We start from the raw sequence: 18,926 nt of genomic DNA, 5'->3' as shown, positions 1-18,926 counted from the left end.
CCATTCTAGTCATTGTTCTTTAAAAATTAACTAAAACATGTTTATAATAGAATAGAGAATCTTTAAGGAGGACTGACTAATGGATAAAGCGTTAGAGGAAAACCTTTGGGGGGGCGCTTGAGAATGTTATTGACCCTGAGCTTGGGATCGATATCGTCAACTTAGGTTTAGTATATGGCGTTGACTTAGATGAAGAAGGAACTGCTACAGTGACAATGACGTTAACGGCAATGGGATGCCCATTAGCTGGAACAATTGAACAGGACGTCAAACGTGCACTTTCTGATATTCCTGAAGTAGAGCGTACTGAAGTTAATATTGTATGGAATCCACCATGGACAAAAGAGCGCATGTCACGCTATGCGAAAATTGCACTTGGTATACCTGATTAATTTATGAAAAAGATGACCCGTTATATTTGTAACGGGTCATCTTTTTTCTGTATTACTATAGAAAGAAGAACACTGCAGCACCAACGATAAAGCAATAAAAAGCAAAGTATTTAAGGTTACCTGATTTCATAATGTCAATGAACCAAATCAAGGCAAAATAAGTTGCAATAATCGCTCCGATGAATGCCACCAATAATAATATAATCTGACCTGAAAATGCTTCATTACCAACCACATCACCAACAGAGAAAACCATCGTTCCTAAGCTTACAGGGATGTACATCAGAAAAGAAAATCTTAAAGCTGCTGAACGATTAAACCCGACTAACATGCTCCAACGATCGTAGCTCCAGATCGACTTATGCCAGGAATTAACGCAATGGCCTGAGCGAGGCCAACAATAATGGCATCTTTAATCGTAATTTCATCATCCGTTTTAAACCCTTTGAGGTTTCGGATAATCCATAAAGCCAATCCAGTTAACAAAAGAGTAATACCGACTAGTTTAATTTGTTCACCTAAAATACTATCAATATAGTCTTCTATAAGTATACCAATTACGCCAGCTGGTATAGTAGCAATCACTAATAACAGTATATAATTAAAATCAGAACGGAATTCGTGGTTTCTAGTTTGAATAAACTTTAAACCATTGATTGTTAACCGAGCTATATCTTGTCTAAAAACAATAAGCACAGCTATAAGCGAACCAAAATTAATAAATCCTTCAAAAGTAATTGGTAATTTAATTTCCATCAGGTGTCTTACAATCATTAAATGGCCACTTGATGAAATAGGAATTGGTTCTGTGAAACCTTGGAATACACCTAAAAATAAATACTTCAGTAACTCGAAGATTTCTTGCATGATTTAACCTCCTAAATTGTGCACATAACCTAGTTAATTTGAATAAGTTAATCTTGAAAAGGGAGGTAAGATTCTGTGAATACTTATTCAAAGGATCATATTTATAATTTATGTAAGAGTCATTTAAAACAGTACGTGTTAATTGAGACAAACCAAGGTGAACAAATTCAAGGTGTCATTGTCGATATGGACGACGACAATGTTTATTTAATCACACCAGTTATGCACGAACCACAGCGAAATCCTTATGGGTACAGTAGTTATGGTTATCCTTTCTATGGCCCTGGCTACGGCTATTACCCTTACCCACAGAATTTCGGTTTAAGAAGGCTAATATTACCATTAACGGCAGTGGCGGCATTAAGCCTTTTACCTTGGTATTAAAAAAGAGGTTGACTCAGGTGCAACATGTTTTGAGTCAACCTCTTCTATTACTGCGTCGAGTCGTCTCTTATGACTCCTTCACCCAGAACCACAGAGGATAAAGTGAAGAGTACAGTTAATACAATTGCGAGTGGGAAGCTAAATGTGTCTCCTGTCATACTTGTAATGACATAAACAACCATTAAGCTTAAAAGGAAACCCCATATGACTGTCCAAACTAAACGCATAGTATGTCACCTCATTTTTCTATACATTCCAAATTACAGTTTACCAAAGGTTAAGAAAAAAATAAATACAGAATATGTGACGTTTTTATGCAAATACAAAAAAGGTGGAGTCTAGAATGAAAGTATTTATCAATGGCTGTTTTCATAAAATCGCCTATTTGCTCATTCAAAAACTTGTTGATCAAGATTTTGAGGTTTACGGCTATGATGATGTTGAAGATGAAGAAAAAATGGATCGTTATGCCATGATTGGGCGGCACGCATCTTTTCATCTAAAAGAGAAAGAGAAGCAGTATGATTTTAACAATATATATGATTTTACAACCGAAAACGAGTTATGCACTTATCAAGAAAATTCAATTCAAACTAAAATTTACTTAGATCAACGAGAAGATTTATTACCTGAAGAAGTAGCAGATTGGCTAGCAAGCCTCCAACATTTCTCTACGTTACCTAAAGCAATTTATATTAATGGTGAAGAAGATGAGAGCATTCATTTTATTAAAAAAAACGTAAATTTTTAAAACGTTATTGTTGCGATACATTCAGAAAAGTTACAAAATATAAGTAAGAGTTCAAGTAGATATCGGAGTGCTCGTTTTGAAAAAACTACTCATATTCATATTACTAGCCACTAGTTTTTTATTGGTTAGTTGTGGACAGGTTTTTAATACAGGACAATTGAATAATGTTGGACTACTTTTGGATGGAACGATTCATGATGAAACATGGGGAAAAGGTGCTTACCTTGGTGCGTTGGAAATTAAGGAAGAACAAAACGTTAGCATTTTAACGAGAGAAAATGTGACAACTAGCCGAGAAACAGAAGAACAAGTGAAAGATATGAAGCGCCAAGGTGTTAATTTAGTATTCGGACACGGATCTGATTTCGGGACCCATTTTAATGATATTAATGAGACGTACCCTGGATTACATTTTGTTTACTTTAATGGCAATACATTTGATCGGAATATTACAAGTATTCATTTTGACGGTTATGAGATGGGATATTTTGCTGGTGTTCTATCAGCTAAAGTCACAAAACGAATGAAATTGGAATCGTATCAGCCTTTCAAAGTCAACCTGAAGTGCAAGGCTTTTTCGAAGGTGTCAAAGATACTAACTCAAATATTAAAGTTCACATAAGGTCTGTATTTGATTGGTACGATCAGCAGCGTGCGATGTTATTATTTAATGATTTACTTAAAGAAAATATTGATATTGTATATCCAGCAGGAGACGGATTTAATATCCCTATTATATTAGAAGCAAAAAACAAGATATTTATGCTATAGGTTATGTCAGCGACCAATACGAAGTAGCTCCTGGGACAGTTTTAACAAGTACTGTACAAGATATTGAAAAAATTTACGTCGATATTGCGAATCAGTATGATGAAGGAGAACTTCCATCTGGGGTTATACATTACGGATTTGACGATGAATACATATATCTTGGTAAGTATGGAGAAGCCGTCAGTGATCGTGTGAAGCGGGAAATGGACGAGTTAATTGAGCGTTATTTAGAGACCGGAAGATTAAAGAAATAGTCTTTTCTTTCGGTCTTTTTTGATAAAATTATAACCAGGTCATAATATATGATTATAATAGTTTGTAATGAGGAGATGACCAAAATGAAAGCAGGTATTCTAGGTACAGGACATTATGTCCCAGAGCGTGTTTTAACAAATAAGGATTTGGAGAAAATGGTGGATACGTCAGATGAATGGATTCAAACTCGCACGGGAATATCCGAACGTCGAATCGCATCAGATGATATGAATACTTCACATATGGCATATGAAGCAGCAGTAAACGCAATGGAAGAAGCAGGGGTAACTAGTGACGATCTTGATATGATTTTAGTCGCTACAGTTACCTCAGATATGGGTTTTCCTTCAGTAGCGTGTCAAATTCAGGAAAGGCTAGGTGCATTTAAGGCATCTGCTATGGATTTAAGTGCGGCATGTGCTGGTTTTATGTATGGAATGGTTACAGCAAAACAATTTATTGAATCAAACACTTACAAGAATATTTTAGTCGTAGGTGTTGAAAAGTTATCAAAAATTACGGATTGGGAAGACCGTAATACGAGTGTTCTATTTGGAGATGGTGCAGGAGCTGCAATTATTGGACCTGTTTCTGATGATAGAGGAATTTTATCATTCGAATTAGGCGCAGATGGAACTGGAATTCCGCACTTACATCAAGATGGAGATTACATCCATATGAACGGCAGAGAAGTGTTTAAATTTGCAGTTAGACAAATGGGAGACTCTGCATTAAATGTTGTTGAAAAGATCGGTCTAACGAAAGATGATGTGGATTATTTAATTCCGCATCAAGCCAATATTCGTATTATGGAAGCGGCTAGACAGAAATTAGAGATCCCTGTTGAAAAGATGTCCAAATCTGTTCATAAATATGGAAATACATCTGCAGCATCGATACCAATTGCGTTGTCTGAAGATGTTAAAGAAGGTAAGATTAAGGAAGATGACTTAGTTATATTAGTTGGATTTGGCGGCGGGCTTACTTGGGGTGCTGTTGCCTTACGCTGGGGGAAAATAAGAGGAGGTTACAAAATTATGACGAAAGAAGAGTCGTTATAACTGGACTAGGTGTTGTTTCACCAGTCGGAAATGATGTCAATACGATGTGGGATCATATTACGTCAGGTTATGTTGGAATTGGTGAGTTAACTAAATTAAATCAAGAAGATTTTTCGGTTAAAATAGCTGGAGAAGTTAAAGATTTTGACGCTAAGGAACATATGGAAAAGCGTGAAGCTCGTAAAATGGACTTATTTACTCAATATGCCGTTGCGGCTTCTAAAATAGCTGTGGCAGACTCAGGGTTAGAAATTACTGAAGAGAATGCTGATCGAGTTGGCGTGTGGATTGGTTCTGGTATTGGTGGTATGACCACTTATGAAGAAAGTTTTCGTAAATATTTGGATAAAGGCCGAGTGAGTCCATTCTTCATCCCGATGATTATTCCGGACATGGCATCTGGTCAAGTGTCGATTATTTTAGGCGCTAAAGGGATTAACTCTTGCTCTGTAACGGCATGTGCTTCAGGCACGAATTCTATTGGTGATGCGTTTAAAGTTATTGAACGTGGTGACGCAGACGCTATGATTACCGGAGGAGCTGAAGCACCATTTAACCATATGGCGATTGCTGGGTTCTCATCTATGGGTGCCTTATCTACTAACCCTGATGCTAAATCAGCGAGTCGCCCGTTTGATAAAAACCGTGATGGCTTTGTAATGGGTGAAGGATCTGGTGTACTTGTCATTGAATCACTAGAATCTGCTCAAAAGCGAGGCGCAAATATATATGCTGAAATTATTGGGTATGGTTCAACAGGTGATGCTTATCATATTACTGCACCAGCTCCAGAAGGCGAAGGTGCTGCGCGTGCGATGCAACAAGCATTAGATGATGCTGAGGTTAATGTGGAAGAAATGGACTATATAAATGCGCACGGTACAAGTACTGAATACAATGATAAATATGAAACAACGGCTGTCAAAACAGTATTTAAAGATCACGCTTATAACTTAGCAATGAGTTCAACTAAATCAATGACTGGTCACTTATTAGGAGCCGCTGGTGGTGTTGAGGCTATTATTACTGCACTCAGTTTAAAACACAACGTAATGCCTCCAACGGTTAACTATGAAACTCCTGATGAAGAATGTGACTTAGATTACGTAGTAAATGAGGCACGCGAGAAAGAACTAAACGTTGCTATGACAAATTCATTAGGCTTTGGTGGGCATAATGCATCGTTAGTGTTTAAAAAGTTTGTGTAAACAATAATGTTTCGAATTGAATATGTATGAAAAAGGAGGACTGATTGCCGTTTAGCAAATCAATCCTCCTTTTTATATTAGTAATCATCATTTTGTTGATCTGTTTTCGTATTTGTTTCTTCGTCTGTTTCTTCGCTTTGTGTATAATCTTCTGACCTTGGTTGACTAGTTAGGAACTCATTTAATGCTGCTTTATTTTCCTCTAAATTTATTTTTAAAATTGTGCCAACGCCAGAATAAGTTGGATCAGTCCAAGTATCATCTAGTGGAATTCTCATGGTTTCTATTTTGTTAGGTGTATTTAAGAAGAACTCTGATGCAACTGATAATACCTTACTCGTTTCCATATTTGTATCAATATAAGGCTGTAAAGTACCGATGGCTCTTGGTAATTTCATGAGACTTGTAAACGATAAGACTTCTTCTTTTAGTGCACTCATGACCTGTTGCTGTCTTCTTACGCGTCCAAAGTCACTCTCTGCATCATTTCTAAAACGAGCATAATCAAGTAATTGTTCACCATTTAAAGTTTGAATCCCTGGATATAGATCAATGTTAACATCTTTAGCTGAGTATCTCATTCTTTTCTCGACATCAATTTCAATTCCATCGGGTGCAATGGTATCAACAATATTTTCAAAGCCTTTGAAATTTACAATAGCATAATAATTTAGTTCAATGCCGAAGTTGTGTTTAATGGTCTTTCTGAGTAGTTCTGGACCACCAAGTGCGAAAGCGGCATTGATTTGTTGTACCCGTGACCTGGTATTTGAACATAGGTGTCTCTCATAATGGACACTAATTTAGCCCGCTCATGTTCAACGTCATATTGACCAATCATTATAGTATCTGTTCTCGATGTTCCGTTCGAATCAAGGTCAGATCCAAGCAATAATACGTTTATTTTGTCATCTTCTAGCTCTTCAGCACCATTAAACTCTTTTTCAAACTGACTATTTCCGCCGTTTTCTCCCATAGCTTGCTCAGCAGCATTTTTGCCTGCTTGGTATTCATAAATAAAAATGAAGCGATACCGATTAAAAACAGAATGAATATAGAGAATATTGTTTTCTTCTTTTTTTACGTTTTATGCGTTTTCTCTCTTGTCTTCGGCTTACCATAATGTTCCCCTCTCTCAATGTTCACCAGTCTCAAATGTACACCTAAATAATATAGATGTAAAGATAGATTCTATTAAATATTTTTTTACATCTTAACATATACATTTATTAAGACGATTGGACAAGCCTGGAGGTTGTAAAAATGGGACAATTTATTTTATTTCTAATTGGTTTTGGTTTTACGTGTGTTGGTGGTGTTTCAATCATTGGTTATTTAAATTATTTGCCAGCAGGGATGAATGCATACGATTTTATTTATTTATATATCATCGTCCAGAATGTTATATGCTTCCAGGCGGACTTTTTTTAATTTTTCTCTCCATGTATATTAAGCCTTTTGATTCATAAAATTTAAGAATAAAAATAAGTCACTTGGTCATAATGAGCATAAATGGAGGATTATGAAAAGTGAGGGATTATGATGTTATATGTACACGATATTTGGGTGAATTGGTTTGAAGGCGAAGAAAACGGATATAATGTCTGCCAATTTCATGAATGGCGTAAAGATGATTCAATTGAACTTTTAGACCAGATTCCAGTAGTCCTAGTTGAAGACAGTCTCTATGACTACATAGAAAACAATATGCAGGACATCCCGAAACCATTGCTAGAACAAGTATATCAGCGAGCTTATTTGAAAAAACATCATAAGAGAATCCCCTTAGATTATGCGTTTGTGGTAACGGATGGTGCTCATGCAATTGTAGTGGATACGTTAGGGTACGATATTCCAGTTCGTAAAAGCAGATTAATTCCAAGACAAGAAAGACTAGTATTGGATTTAGTGAAACAAAAAGAGCCATTTACTTATTCATTTAAGAGACCACGACGTCTTAAAGAGCATCATTTATTATCGTTAGAACCCATTTATATGGTTGGGTTAACTAGAAAAGAAAGACAATTGAAACACCTTCTGATGCTTATGGTTGATCAATTGAATCAAAGTCAACGAATTGATGAGTTACGTTACTGGTTAACCGAGTGGAAACCAGAGTGGTATCCTAAAATTCAAGGAATGACATTTAATGAAGGGTACGATTTACTCTTATCCGAAATCAAAGTGGGTTGGAGTAATAAACATGAAGATCTCTGTGAGAAAATGGCTAAAGGCCAACCATTCTTTGAGAGGTTATGGGAAATGGAACAACGAAAGAAGAATGTGTTAAAAGGGTAATTAATAAGGACACTTCCTCATATATGAAGAAGTGTCCTTTGATTTTTACCTTTTCAAATGTACTCGGCCAATTCCCATTGCTTTTTAGCCTTCTTAAGCATTTTTGAAGCAGCCAATTCTGCTTTCTCTTGTCCTTGATCTAAAATCTCATCTAACTCCTCTGACTCATACAACTCATAATAACGCTCTTGGATTTTTGAAATTTTTTCAGAAACGATTTGAGCTAAGTCTGATTTAAAATCCCCGTACCCTTTTCCTGCATAATCTTTAACAATCTCATCAACCGATTTTTCAGTGAAACCTGCATAGATATTTAACAGGTTTGAGATACCAGGTTTGTTTTCCTTGTCAAATTCAATAATACCTTCAGAGTCTGTTACAGCACTCTTTATTTTCTTCTCAATCTGTTTAGGCTCATCTAGTAAGAAAATCGTTGCTTTATGATTCTCATCTGATTTACTCATTTTCTTAGTTGGATTCTGTAATGACATAATGCGAGCCCCGACTTTTTGAATTTTTATATCAGGAATCGTAAATATATCATTATAACGCTTGTTAAATCGCTCAGCTATGTTACGTGTCAGCTCAATATGCTGTTTTGGTCATCACCGACAGGTACGATGTCAGTTCCATAAAGTAAGATATCAGCGGCCATAAGTGGTGGGTAAGTTAATAGACCTGCAGTCACAGATTCCTTCCCTTCAGATTTATCCTTATATTGTGTCATTCGTTCTAATTCTCCAACCGTTGCAACACATTGTAGCATCCAAGCTAATTCGGCATGTGCTGGTACTTCTGATTGGATAAATAGTGTTGATTTTCTGGGTTAATTCCGCTAGCGAGATACATAGCAGCTAATGAGCGCGTTTGATCACGAAGCTTTAAACGATCTTGTGGAACGGTTATTGCGTGATAATCAACAATACAAAAGTAACTGTTGTATTCATCTTGAAGTTCTGGGAACTGCTTCATAGCCCCTAAATAGTTTCCGATTGTAAGTGTCCCTGAAGGCTGTATGCCAGAGAAAATAGTTTGTGTCATCGTCATAATCCCCTTTCAATTAATGTACAAAAAAAGTCCCATTCATCCCTAAATATGCTAGGGACGAATGGAACCGCGGTGCCACCCTAATTACCTCATTAAAAGGTCACTTCATTTAGCAGGATATCGGTTTGCGAACCGTATAAACTCCAAAGGCCCAATTTCTGACTCTACATACTTATCTGTTTCCACTATCCAGACTCACTGTTAAGAGAGGTAGAGACATACTTACCTTCATCACTGTTTAGTTATTATCATATATTATTACCTTATCTAAGAAATAAATATAAACTATTTTATGATCTTTTTCAAATAGAAGTATATGTTTAAATCAAAATCTAAAGAAATTTTTTTTATAAATTCATTTTTAGGTACTCTTTTTTCGAGAAATATAATATAATGTAATTAAAGATAAACAACTGGGGGGAAAAAGACTTGAGGAGAAGCTTCATTTTATTGTTGTCACTAGTTATGAGTGTAGGGTTGGCAAGTGTTGTGTTAGCAGATGAGGGAGAAAAAGGGAAAGAACAGGTGAAAAACGTAGCTTTTCATGGAAAATTTGAAACGAAGCTTTCAGAGAAAAAGCTACCGAAACCAGTACCACGTTTTACATATGATTCAGGGTTAAAATTTGAATATCCAGATGCAGTAAGAGGAATTTACTTAACTGGTCATTCTGCTGGGAATTTTAGATTTAAAAACTTAATTAAACATGTTAATCAAACGGAATTGAATGCAATGGTTATCGATATAAAAGAAGATAATGGTTATATTACATATAAGTTGCCAAAGGATTCGCCGTACTACGATGCATCTCAAAATTATATTAGTGATCCAAAAGCTATGTTAAAGCGCTTAGAAAAAGAACAAATCTATCCGATTGCTCGTGTGGTTGTTTTTAAAGATACACATTTAGCTGAGAAAAAACCGGAGTGGTCATTTAAAGAAAACGGAAAAGTATGGAAAAACGGTAAAGGTGATGCATTCGTTAATCCATTTATTAAAGATGTCTGGAAGTATAATGTTGAAATAGCAAAAGAAGCAGCTAAATTAGGATTTCAAGAAATCCAATTTGATTACGTTCGCTTTCCTGAAGGATTCGAAAAAACGTGACGTGGAGTTAAAATACAGTCGTGGGGACTATGATGAGGCAGGTTTAGATAACGTACAAGAGCGTGTTAAAGCCGTTACGGAATTTGTCGCTTATGCTAAAAAAGAGTTAGAACCTTTTGGGGTTGATGTATCTGTTGATATATTCGGTTATTCTGCAACGATTAAAGAAGCACCTGGTATTGGTCAGAACTTCTCTAAAATTTCTAGTAACGTAGATGTTATATCTTCTATGATTTATCCAAGTCATTGGGGACCAGGTTACTTTGACATACCTTTTCCGGATAAAAAGCCATACAAATTAGTAAATGAGTATGCCAAAGAGGAAAAAAAGGTTCTTTCTAAATTAGATAAAGCACCAATATCTAGACCATGGATTCAAGACTTCACCGCGTCATGGTTATATGCAGGAGGTAGCACATTTACTTACGGACCTAAACAAGTTCAAGATCAAATTGATGCTTTATATGACAATGGTATATACGAATTTTTACTATGGGATGCAGGCAATACCTATACAGAAGGTGTTGACTATGATCCTCGTAATTAATAAAAACAGAAGTCGCCTTAATGGCGGCTTTTATTTTTTAATGAAATAGTTAACGAAAAGTAAGGTACAAATAATCAGATTATTTTGTGGAGAGTTTACATACTTTTCAACAATTATTGACAAGTTACTAAATTCCATATTTAAATCTTTATCTCCTTAACCTGTTAAAGTGTTAACTATTTTCGAATATTTTAGAGAATCTATGCGGATGTAAGAATAATAAAAAGGGATTTAAGTGAGAGGTTATACATAACATGAATAATGATACTTTATCCGTAGCATACCTGTTATATCACATTTAACCCATGTGTATGAGTTCGTTATAATTAATAATGGTTATAGCAAATGGCATAAAATTAAATTTATGCCGCACGATAAGACTAATATTAGTCATGAAGGAGTAGATCAATGAATTGGTATGAGAAGCTGAATCAGTATTTTCCTGTAGAGGAGATGAAGTCGAAGAAACATTTTGAGACTTTGTTAAAAGAGAAAGGTGATGTCTATCATAAAGATGAAGGTGAATATCATGTTATGATGTACGCAGAATTTGATTCCTTTATCTTTATTGATTATGTATATGTTTCTCCTCAGTCAAGGGGTCAAGGTATTGGTAGCAAATTAATGGAAAAACTGAAAGCGAAAGGCAAGCCGATTATTTTAGAAGTAGAGCCTGTTGATTACGATGATACAGACACGGAAAAACGTTTACACTTCTATCATAGAGAAGGCTTCAAACATGCACAGTCGATTGGTTATACTAGAAAGTCAATAGCAACACAAGAATTAAACACGCTTGAAATTTTATACTGGGCGCCTGATCAAGAATCTGAGGAAATTATTTATGAAAAAATGAAAGAAATGTATGAAAAAATTCATACTTATAAAGATGAAGAGATTTATGGTGAAGCTTATCAGCCGGTAGAAGAAGTTTTAACTATTGATAAAAGTCGTGATGTTGATTTGTTTGAGGAATTGAAAAAGCCAAAAGGTGTATAGAAATATATGACATGTAAAGAAATGCCCTAATTAATGTGGGCATTTCTTTTTTTCCGGAATATAATGCATTATTCATAAAAATTTGGATTTTTTTATAGTTTTTCATTTAAAACGGTTTATTATTTTTAAAGTAGGGTAAAACATAAATATACTTATTTTAATGAGAGGAATCAATTGTGAATATTTTATTACAATTAAATTCATCTCCTATCGAAATACTTGACATTCATGTATAATTAGGATGAAAGGTAATTTAGATTTATTATAAATTAATAATAGTTAAAATCATTTAATTATAGATACCTTTCCAAAGGAGGGTGAATGGCATGGTAACGTTATTTACATCACCAAGCTGTACATCTTGTAGAAAAGCCCGAGCATGGCTAGAGGAACATGAAATTCCTTATAAGGAACGAAATATTTTCTCAGATAGTCTTTCAGAAGATGAAATTAAGGAAATCTTAAGAATGACTGAAGACGGAACTGATGAGATTATATCAACTCGTTCTAAAGTTTTTCAATCATTAGACGTTAGTCTAGATCAAATGCCACTTAAAGATTTGATTAGTCTAATTCAACAAAATCCTGGCTTGCTTAGACGTCCAATTATCTTAGATGATAAACGACTACAAGTAGGCTATAATGAAGATGAAATACGCCGTTTCTTACCTAGAAAAGTGCGTTCATTTCAACTTAAAGAAGCTCAACGTTTAGTAAACTAATATAAACGAAAAAAACCGAATCTTAATGGTTCGGTTTTTTAGTCTATTTAAGTTGTACGAAAGTCCTAAAAGGCAAACGAGCATGACAAAAACTAATGGTAATATGAAGTGTTCGTTAGGAATTAATTTGAAGGTAGATTCAAGCCTTTCTTCTTTCAAAATCAATTCAGCACTTGTGTAAGCAATGAGTGATGCTCCAGCATATACAATGACAGGATATTTGTTCATTATCATTAAAATGATTTTACTGCCAAATATAATAATTGGAACAGATACAGCAAGTCCAAAAATGATTAACACGACATTTTGATTCGATGCTGCTGCAATTGCAAGAACATTATCAAAGCTCATAATCAAATCGGCTATGACAATCGTTTTAACCGCACCTATTAACGTACTGGACGATTCCACTTCAACATGATCGTCATTCTGAGTTAATAATTTAACTGCAATGTATAATAATAATAATCCGCCGATTAATTGTACATAGGGGATGGTTAACAAATAAATTGCGATACCAGCTAAAGAAACTCTAATTAGAATTGCTAAGCTTGTCCCTAGTACAATCGCCTTGTTTTGATGATGTTTAGGTAAATTTCGGCTTGCCATTGCAATGACTACAGCATTATCACCACCAAGAATAAGATCTAACCCAATTATGATTAATACAGCTTTTAATAAATCCCAATTTAGATCAATGAATAATAATTCCATAAAAACCTCCAAAATAAGTAGTGACAAATTCTAATTTTTAGTTTAAAATCATAGACTAAACAAAATTAAAGCAGAAAATTTGTCCATTATTTTTACGTGTAATATACTCTAACTATATTCATGATTAGGGCAAATATGGATTTCGTTTTTTAGTTGTCAAAGCATTTTCATTTTTTGACTACCTATCATAAAATATGATTAAGAAGGTCAGCTTATGAAAATGATTGATAAAAGTTAAAAACGGGTAAACATTATATAACAATCATGTATAATTTGTAATCTTTCCCAGCACGATTACTTAATGAAGGGAGAGGAAAGAAAATGGAAATAGAACGTATTAATGAGAACACATTAAAAATTTTATATTTCTTATAATGACATTGAAGAACGTGGTTTTAATCGTGAAGACATCTGGTATAACCGTGAAAAAGGTGAACAACTTTTCTGGGAAATGATGGATGAAGTAAACGATGAACAAGATTTTAATATAGATGGCCCATTATGGATTCAAGTTCAAGCACTGGATAAAGGGTTAGAAATTGTAGTCACGAAAGCTCAAGTTTCTAAAGACGGTGAGAAGCTTGAATTTCAAAACGAAGAAGGTAATCCGATTCAGCATAACTTAGAAGAAAAGTTAGAATCGCTAATGGAACAAAGTCCATCCAAAAGCGTCGTACTAAAAAACTTATAAACCGCAGCATAATACGACAGAGGAGCAAGAAGATGACAAGTTAGATCTTATGGTGACTTTTAATGATATTGAAGAGGTTATTTCATTAAGTCATTCACTAACTGACAGTCGATTCATCGATGATCGTTTATATGCTTATGAGAATCGATATTATCTATATGTTGCGTTTCCAGAAGGTTATCTAAGTGAAGATGAACAAGAAAACTATATTAGTCGCATCTTAGAGTTTGGTGAAGAGTCCAATATGTCGGTTCACTTTTTAATCGAATACGGGGCAAGAGGTTTTTGAAGCTAAAGCTTTAAAACAACTTAAATCTAAATTTAGTCTTAACTAATGATTGAGCACTGTGACATCGCAGTGCTCATTTTATATTTAATGCATGAAATCAGCTAATCTCAGTTGCAAAGTGGTAAAAAATTCTGTATCTTTAATTTAGGTCTTTAGGTCGAATTGTAGAAAAGGATGAAACAGCATGCTGAAATGGATCCAAGTCGTGATTTTTCTAGTCATCGTATCAGCAGTATTTTATTTGTCCTACAACATTTGGGAAGGTCGTTTAATTACGACTTTTTCTATTTTGTAACGATCTCTGCTGTTTTAATGGGATTTATTATTTTTATTGAAAATCGCGATCCATCTGAAACGTTAAATTGGCTTTTAGTCTTTGCGTTATTTCCTGTATTAGGGTTTTTCTTCTACTTATTATTTGGTCGCAACTACCAAAAAAAAGAAAACGTTTTAAAGAAAAACAAGCAGCTGATGAAGTCGCTTTTAATAGAGTAGAAGGTCAACGGGTTATTAGTGATCAAGAACTAAATCAAATGGGCGACCATCAAAAAATGCTGTTTCGTTTAGCCCAACACTTAGGGAACTCTCCGATTTCGTTTAATACGGAAACTAAAGTATTAACGAACGGGCGCGAGACCTTTCCGGCTATTTTAGAAGAGCTAGAAAAAGCTGAACACCATATCCACTTAGAATATTATATTGTAAGGCACGATGAATTGGTAATCAAATTAAAGATGTGTTAATTCGAAAAGCAAAAGATGGCGTTGAGATTAGGTTCTTATATGATGCAGTAGGAAGCTGGAAATTATCTGAGTCATATAAAGAAGAATTAAGAAAAGCCGGTGTCCAAAATTGGTTCCTTTTCTCCTGTCAAATTACCATTTATAGGAAACCGAATAAACTTTCGAAACCACCGAAAGATCATTGTCATCGATGGAAAGGTTGGTTTTGTAGGTGGTTTAAATATTGGGGATGAATATTTAGGTAAAGTTCCTCAGTTTGGTGATTGGCGTGATACACACCTTTACGTACGAGGTGAAGCGGTTAGAAGCCTACAAACAATCTTCTTGCAAGATTGGAAATACGAAACGGATGAACACTTGCTAAAATCGGAATATTTATCACCTGAGATATTAGACGGCCGTTTTGGCGGTGTGCAAATGATTACGAGTGGTCCGGATAATCAGTGGGAAACAATAAAAAGCTATATTTCTCTATGATTATATCTGCTAAAAATCAATATGGATAGCATCACCATACTTTATTCCTGATGACGATATTTTAACAGCTATGAAAGTCGCAAGTTTAAGTGGGGTAGATGTTAGACTACTTGTGCCAAGACGACCCGATAAACGAATTGTGTTTCATGCATCTCGTTCATATTTTCCCGAATTAATGGACGCTGGAATTCGAATTTTTGAATATGAAGCAGGTTTTATGCACAGTAAAGTAGTTGTGATTGATCATGAGTTGGCATCAATTGGAACGTCTAACATGGACATGAGAAGTTTTCATTTAAACTTTGAAGTCAACGCATTTCTATTTAGAACAGAAAGTACAAATAAGTTAGTGGCTGATTTTAAAGAAGATTTTATGAAATCAAGAGAATTAGACCCTGAGAAGTTCGAAAAGCGCTCCATTTTCTTACGTATGATGGAATCCTTATTTAGATTACTTTCCCCGTTACTCTAATAAGTTAGGGGACGAAGTTTATGTTAAAAGCATTAAATTCAAATGGACAGGAAATACTGGCGTATAACAAGAGTAAACAGGAACTGAATGTTATACGTCAGCATCCTCACTACTGCCCGGAGTGTCAACAGAAAGTGGTACTTAAAGCAGGGCAAGTCGTTATTCCTCATTTTGCTCATATCAAGCGAGTACAGTGCTCTCATCAGGGAGAATCCCAGACTCATTTAGAAGGAAAAATAAAACTTTATAACTGGTGTATTAAACAAGGGCTGTATGCAAAACTAGAACATATCATACCTTCAATTGATCAGCGGGTTGATGTGCTTGTTAAGCTAGGAGGCAAATGGGCGGCTATCGAATTTCAATGCTCACCCATTTCAACAACGGATCTATTAGACCGTACGTTAGGTTTAGCCTCAAGAAATGTTTATCCATTTTGGATTTTTGGGCCAAAATATTTAGGTGATCATAAATATGACCTGTATTGGAATACCACTTTAAGATCTGCAGTTATGTATCATCAAAATACCAATCAACATCAATTATTCTTCTTTGACCCAAAAACTAATCGAATGACAGTAGCAACGCATTTATTTAATGCCAAAGGAAAAGCAGTATCTTCACTTAAACATCTACCGCTTAATTCGTTAACCTGGCACATGCTATTTGAACCCGTTCAAATACAAAAGTCATACTATCTTCAAAAATGGATTAAAGAAAAGCGGAATTTTAGAATCGGACCCACTCGTTATCTTTCTAAATACGATGAACCATTTATGAAACAGCTGTATCTTTTAGGTTTACACCCACAAATTTACCTTCATGTGTTTATTTACCAGTTCAAAATTCTTATCGTTATTGCTTCCAGATTATGTTTGGCAATCTCAAATCATTTTATATTTAAATCAAATAAAAGTAACTCAAACAGTTTTGATTGATCACTTATTACGTTTAGTTAAACCTTATTTCGGTAACACAGTTACTTCAATCTATCCAGGCAGAAGTATGCATCCTTTAATCGAGTATCTAAGCCTATTATGTCAATTGGGGTATTTGAAGAAACACTCAGCTAGTAAGTATGAAAAGATTAGAGGTTTTACTTTTTATCAATCGTTAGATCGTGCATTAGAAGGTGATAAAGAATTATTACACAAGTTATTTAAATTTTTATAATATTTTTCATTTATTTTTACAGAATCGTTATTTTTATATAGAATGTATATGAAAGACTAATTAATTGGGGAGGTTACATACCGTGACAGAAACGGCTACAGGTTTAAAAACGAGAGATGAAGTACCTAAAGAATTAACTTGGGATTTAGAAGCTATTTTCCCTACGGATGATGATTGGGAGAAAGAATTTGAAGCGCTTAAGTTAGATTTTCCTAAAATCGAACAATATAAAGGGAAGATTGCAGAATCACCTGAGAACTTATTAAACGTATTAAAATTCGAGGATGACATTCGAATTCGTCTTGAAAAATTGTTTGTATACGCTCACATGCGTTCAGATCAAGATACGGCAAACAGTAAATATCAAGATCAAAATGCTAGAGCGCAAAGTTTGGCAACACATATGTTGAGCGCCTTTAGCTTTGTGACTCCAGAAATTTTATCAATGACAGATGATGAAATTGAAGGTTTTTTAAATCAAAACAATGAATTAACGCATTATGAAAAAACATTACGTGACATCATGAAATCTCGACCACATGTTTTAAGTGATAAAGAAGAGGCATTATTAGCGGAGGTTTCGGAAGTCACTTCAGCACCATCAAATGCATTCGGTATGCTAAATAATGCGGATATTGAGTTTCCAACTATTAAAGATGAAGATGGTAAAGACGTTCAGTTGTCACATGGTCGGTACCGTGATTTCTTAGATTCTAAAGACCAAAACGTGCGTAAAAATGCGTTTAATGCCATGTATGACACGTTTGGGCAGTTCCGAAATACATTTGCTGCTACACTATCTGGACAGATAAAGAAAGATAACTTTGTTGCTAAGGCGAGAAATTATAATTCAGCTAGAGAAGCGGCATTAGATCAAAACAATATTCCTGAAAAGGTTTATGACAACTTAGTTGAAGCAATCAACGAACGACTTCCTGTTTTACATCGCTATATGGAGGTTAAAAAGAAAGCTTTAGACTTAGATGAACTTCATATGTATGATATCTATACACCGCTTGTAGATGAGAAAATTTCTGTAAGTATTGATGAAGCTAAAGATTATGTATTAAAAGGTTTAGCTCCATTAGGTGATGATTACACAGGCATTTTGCAGAAAGCTTATAAGGAGCGTTGGATTGACTGGTTAGAAACGAAAGGGAAAAGAAGTGGCGCGTATTCGTCAGGTAGCTATTTAACAAATCCTTATATTTTAATGAATTGGCAAGACAACGTTGATAACATGTTTACGCTTGCTCACGAGTTAGGCCATTCACTTCACAGTTATTATACACGCGAGAACCAATCACCTCGCTATGGTGATTACTCGATTTTTGTTGCTGAGGTTGCTTCAACAGCGAATGAGGCATTATTAAATGATTACTTGCTAAAGACGTAGATGATAAAAAGAAAAAGTTATATCTTTTAAATAATTTCTTAGAAGGTTTCCGTGCAACGGTTTATCGTCAAACGATGTTTGCCGAGTTTGAGCATGATATTCATAAACGTGATCAAAATGGTGAAGCATTAACAGCTGATAAACTAACATCAATTTATTATGATTTAAACAAAAATACTTCGGTGAAGGTGTCGAAGTTGATGAAGCTATTGGATTAGAATGGGCTAGAATCCCTCACTTCTACATGGGGTATTATGTGTATCAATATGCTACGGGCTATTCAGCAGCAACAGCATTAGCACATAAAATCCTTGAAGAAGGCGACTCTGCGGTTGAACGCTATAAGAACTACTTAAAAGCGGGTAGCAGTGAAGATCCAATTGATGTTCTTAAAAAAGCTGGAGTGGATATGACAACTAAAGCCCCTATTTTAGCAGCACTTGACGTATTTGAAGAAAAACTAAATGAATTTGAACAGTTATTAAACGAATAAACAAAAAATGCTGAAGTCTGATATTGAACTAAACCCCAGTTAGTGGACTAATTAAAAAAAAGTCCCTAA

13 protein-coding genes and 9 pseudogenes are annotated in these 18,926 nt (G+C 34.9%); 17 read left to right on the top strand and 5 right to left on the bottom strand.

Annotated elements, in window-relative coordinates; genetic code table 11:
- Positions 1 to 79: 79 nt before the first annotated feature.
- Positions 80 to 392, top strand: a pseudogene (locus tag JCM13188_RS15515) (metal-sulfur cluster assembly factor).
- Positions 393 to 447: 55 nt separating this feature from the next.
- On the opposite strand, the pseudogene JCM13188_RS15510 reads toward JCM13188_RS15515, so the two are convergent.
- Positions 448 to 1,259 (bottom strand): annotated as a pseudogene (locus tag JCM13188_RS15510) (undecaprenyl-diphosphate phosphatase).
- Between the two features lie 75 nt (positions 1,260 to 1,334).
- On the opposite strand from JCM13188_RS15510, the gene JCM13188_RS15505 reads away from it, so the two are divergent.
- Complete coding sequence (locus JCM13188_RS15505; RefSeq protein WP_054754838.1) at positions 1,335 to 1,643, top strand: hypothetical protein; 309 nt, start codon at positions 1,335 to 1,337, stop codon at positions 1,641 to 1,643.
- Positions 1,644 to 1,690: 47 nt separating this feature from the next.
- Here the strand turns inward: JCM13188_RS15505 and JCM13188_RS15500 are convergent, their stop codons facing one another.
- The gene (locus tag JCM13188_RS15500) at positions 1,691 to 1,870 is read right to left on the bottom strand and encodes a DUF2929 family protein (protein WP_054754837.1); all 180 of its coding nucleotides are present in this window, start codon (positions 1,868 to 1,870) and stop codon (positions 1,691 to 1,693) included.
- A gap of 116 nt (positions 1,871 to 1,986) precedes the next feature.
- Here JCM13188_RS15500 and JCM13188_RS15495 point away from each other — a divergent pair, with 116 nt between their 5' ends.
- From JCM13188_RS15495 to fabF, 4 genes and pseudogenes are all read left to right on the top strand, one after another.
- The gene (locus JCM13188_RS15495) at positions 1,987 to 2,394 is read left to right on the top strand and encodes a hypothetical protein (RefSeq protein ID WP_054754836.1); all 408 of its coding nucleotides are present in this window, start codon (positions 1,987 to 1,989) and stop codon (positions 2,392 to 2,394) included.
- Between the two features lie 67 nt (positions 2,395 to 2,461).
- Positions 2,462 to 3,419 (top strand): annotated as a pseudogene (locus JCM13188_RS21470) (BMP family ABC transporter substrate-binding protein).
- Positions 3,420 to 3,503: 84 nt separating this feature from the next.
- A complete protein-coding gene (locus JCM13188_RS15485) occupies positions 3,504 to 4,481 on the top strand; it encodes a beta-ketoacyl-ACP synthase III (RefSeq protein WP_054754834.1) in 978 nt (325 codons plus the stop codon).
- On the top strand, positions 4,427 to 5,689 hold the full coding sequence (fabF, locus tag JCM13188_RS15480) for a beta-ketoacyl-ACP synthase II (protein WP_054754856.1): 1,263 nt from the start codon (positions 4,427 to 4,429) through the stop codon (positions 5,687 to 5,689). Before JCM13188_RS15485 ends, fabF begins: the two co-directional genes overlap by 55 nt.
- 77 nt (positions 5,690 to 5,766) lie before the next feature.
- Here fabF and JCM13188_RS15475 read toward each other — a convergent pair.
- Positions 5,767 to 6,665, bottom strand: a pseudogene (locus JCM13188_RS15475) (LCP family protein).
- A gap of 287 nt (positions 6,666 to 6,952) precedes the next feature.
- Here JCM13188_RS15475 and JCM13188_RS19715 point away from each other — a divergent pair.
- Both JCM13188_RS19715 and JCM13188_RS15465 read left to right on the top strand, forming a co-directional pair.
- A pseudogene (locus tag JCM13188_RS19715) lies at positions 6,953 to 7,158 on the top strand (YuzI family membrane protein).
- 73 nt (positions 7,159 to 7,231) lie between these two features.
- Entirely contained in the window at positions 7,232 to 7,987 is a 756-nt protein-coding gene (locus JCM13188_RS15465; RefSeq protein WP_054754855.1) for a DUF3603 family protein, read from the top strand.
- Between the two features lie 45 nt (positions 7,988 to 8,032).
- Here the strand turns inward: JCM13188_RS15465 and trpS are convergent.
- Positions 8,033 to 9,028, bottom strand: a pseudogene (gene trpS / locus JCM13188_RS15460) (tryptophan--tRNA ligase).
- 471 nt (positions 9,029 to 9,499) lie between these two features.
- Here trpS and JCM13188_RS15455 point away from each other — a divergent pair.
- The 3 genes and pseudogenes from JCM13188_RS15455 to spxA all read left to right on the top strand — a co-directional run bounded on the left by JCM13188_RS15455 (position 9,500) and on the right by spxA (position 12,409).
- A pseudogene (locus JCM13188_RS15455) lies at positions 9,500 to 10,688 on the top strand (putative glycoside hydrolase).
- Positions 10,689 to 11,096: 408 nt separating this feature from the next.
- Positions 11,097 to 11,687 (top strand): GNAT family N-acetyltransferase, encoded by a 591-nt coding sequence (locus JCM13188_RS15450; protein WP_054754831.1) that lies wholly within the window; start codon positions 11,097 to 11,099, stop codon positions 11,685 to 11,687.
- A 326-nt stretch (positions 11,688 to 12,013) separates the two neighbouring features.
- A complete protein-coding gene (gene spxA, locus JCM13188_RS15445; RefSeq protein ID WP_054754830.1) occupies positions 12,014 to 12,409 on the top strand; it encodes a transcriptional regulator SpxA in 396 nt (131 codons plus the stop codon).
- On the opposite strand, the gene JCM13188_RS15440 is transcribed toward spxA, so the two are convergent.
- Positions 12,398 to 13,123, bottom strand: coding sequence for a TerC family protein (locus tag JCM13188_RS15440; RefSeq protein ID WP_054754829.1), 726 nt, complete (start codon positions 13,121 to 13,123; stop codon positions 12,398 to 12,400). The two genes, spxA and JCM13188_RS15440, sit on opposite strands and share 12 nt — an antisense overlap.
- A 364-nt stretch (positions 13,124 to 13,487) precedes the next feature.
- On the opposite strand from JCM13188_RS15440, the gene JCM13188_RS21465 reads away from it, so the two are divergent.
- From JCM13188_RS21465 to pepF, 6 genes and pseudogenes are all read left to right on the top strand, one after another.
- The gene (locus tag JCM13188_RS21465; protein WP_369405095.1) at positions 13,488 to 13,814 is read left to right on the top strand and encodes an adaptor protein MecA; all 327 of its coding nucleotides are present in this window, start codon (positions 13,488 to 13,490) and stop codon (positions 13,812 to 13,814) included.
- Between the two features lie 52 nt (positions 13,815 to 13,866).
- A complete protein-coding gene (locus JCM13188_RS21460) occupies positions 13,867 to 14,103 on the top strand; it encodes an adaptor protein MecA (RefSeq protein ID WP_369405094.1) in 237 nt (78 codons plus the stop codon).
- A gap of 184 nt (positions 14,104 to 14,287) precedes the next feature.
- A pseudogene (gene cls / locus JCM13188_RS15430) lies at positions 14,288 to 15,795 on the top strand (cardiolipin synthase).
- A 20-nt stretch (positions 15,796 to 15,815) separates the two neighbouring features.
- Positions 15,816 to 16,733, top strand: coding sequence for a competence protein CoiA (locus JCM13188_RS15425; RefSeq protein ID WP_054754828.1), 918 nt, complete (start codon positions 15,816 to 15,818; stop codon positions 16,731 to 16,733).
- The gene (locus JCM13188_RS15420) at positions 16,618 to 16,968 is read left to right on the top strand and encodes a hypothetical protein (protein ID WP_439646651.1); all 351 of its coding nucleotides are present in this window, start codon (positions 16,618 to 16,620) and stop codon (positions 16,966 to 16,968) included. The genes JCM13188_RS15425 and JCM13188_RS15420 overlap by 116 nt, the downstream gene beginning before the upstream one ends.
- An 82-nt stretch (positions 16,969 to 17,050) precedes the next feature.
- Positions 17,051 to 18,857, top strand: a pseudogene (gene pepF / locus JCM13188_RS15415) (oligoendopeptidase F).
- The last annotated feature ends 69 nt before the right edge of the window (positions 18,858 to 18,926 follow it).

Origin of the sequence: Piscibacillus salipiscarius JCM 13188 (genome assembly GCF_001311865.1) — a bacterium.
Lineage (GTDB): Bacteria > Bacillota > Bacilli > Bacillales > Alkalibacillaceae > Piscibacillus > Piscibacillus salipiscarius.
The sequence above is the reverse complement of the archived record's forward strand: the minus strand, read 5'-3'. Positions and strand labels throughout refer to the sequence as shown.

Excerpts from the sequence above, each read along its gene's own strand:
- JCM13188_RS15500 (WP_054754837.1), bottom strand. The coding sequence starts at position 1,870 with ATGCGTTTAGTTTGGACAGTCATATGGGGTTTCCTTTTAAGCTTAATG.
- JCM13188_RS15495 (WP_054754836.1), top strand. The coding sequence starts at position 1,987 with ATGAAAGTATTTATCAATGGCTGTTTTCATAAAATCGCCTATTTGCTC.
- JCM13188_RS15485 (WP_054754834.1), top strand. The coding sequence starts at position 3,504 with ATGAAAGCAGGTATTCTAGGTACAGGACATTATGTCCCAGAGCGTGTT.
- JCM13188_RS15465 (WP_054754855.1), top strand. The coding sequence starts at position 7,232 with ATGTTATATGTACACGATATTTGGGTGAATTGGTTTGAAGGCGAAGAA.
- JCM13188_RS15450 (WP_054754831.1), top strand. The coding sequence starts at position 11,097 with ATGAATTGGTATGAGAAGCTGAATCAGTATTTTCCTGTAGAGGAGATG.
- spxA (WP_054754830.1), top strand. The coding sequence starts at position 12,014 with ATGGTAACGTTATTTACATCACCAAGCTGTACATCTTGTAGAAAAGCC.
- JCM13188_RS15440 (WP_054754829.1), bottom strand. The coding sequence starts at position 13,123 with ATGGAATTATTATTCATTGATCTAAATTGGGATTTATTAAAAGCTGTA.
- JCM13188_RS15425 (WP_054754828.1), top strand. The coding sequence starts at position 15,816 with ATGTTAAAAGCATTAAATTCAAATGGACAGGAAATACTGGCGTATAAC.
- JCM13188_RS15420 (WP_439646651.1), top strand. The coding sequence starts at position 16,618 with ATGTGTTTATTTACCAGTTCAAAATTCTTATCGTTATTGCTTCCAGAT.